This window comes from Streptomyces himalayensis subsp. himalayensis, from assembly GCF_013778455.1.
Classification (GTDB): Bacteria; Actinomycetota; Actinomycetes; order Streptomycetales; family Streptomycetaceae; genus Streptomyces; species Streptomyces himalayensis.
Map to the genome: position 1 here is coordinate 1 of NZ_JACEHE010000103.1, position 517 is coordinate 517.

Below are 517 nucleotides of genomic sequence, written 5' to 3' on the forward strand. Positions count from 1 at the left end.
ATTTCGATCTGTACCGGCCGTCGGAAGAGCACGACATGCTCCGGGAGACGGTGCGTTCGCTCGCCGAGGCGAAGATCGCCCCGTATGCGGCGGCGGTGGACGAGGAGGCGCGGTTCCCGCAGGAGGCGCTGGACGCGCTGGTGGCGTCGGAGCTGGCGGCGGTGCACGTGCCGGAGGAGTACGGGGGTGCGGGTGCGGACGCGCTGGCCACGGTGATCGTGATCGAGGAGGTCGCGCGGGTGTGCGCGTCCTCGTCGCTGATCCCGGCGGTGAACAAGCTGGGCTCGCTGCCGGTGATCCTGTCCGGCTCGGAGGAGCTGAAGAAGAAGTACCTGGGCCCGCTGGCCAAGGGTGACGCGATGTTCTCGTACTGCCTGTCGGAGCCGGACGCGGGTTCGGACGCGGCGGGGATGAAGACCAAGGCGGTCCGGGACGGCGACACCTACGTCCTCAACGGTGTGAAGCGGTGGATCACCAACGCGGGTGTGTCGGAGTACTACACGGTGATGGCCGTGAC

General features: G+C 68.5%; 1 protein-coding gene. It reads left to right on the forward strand.

The window, feature by feature from the left end; genetic code table 11:
* Positions 1-517 (forward strand): acyl-CoA dehydrogenase family protein (locus H1D24_RS41625; RefSeq protein ID WP_181662970.1); only part of this gene is annotated, 517 nt, incomplete at both ends.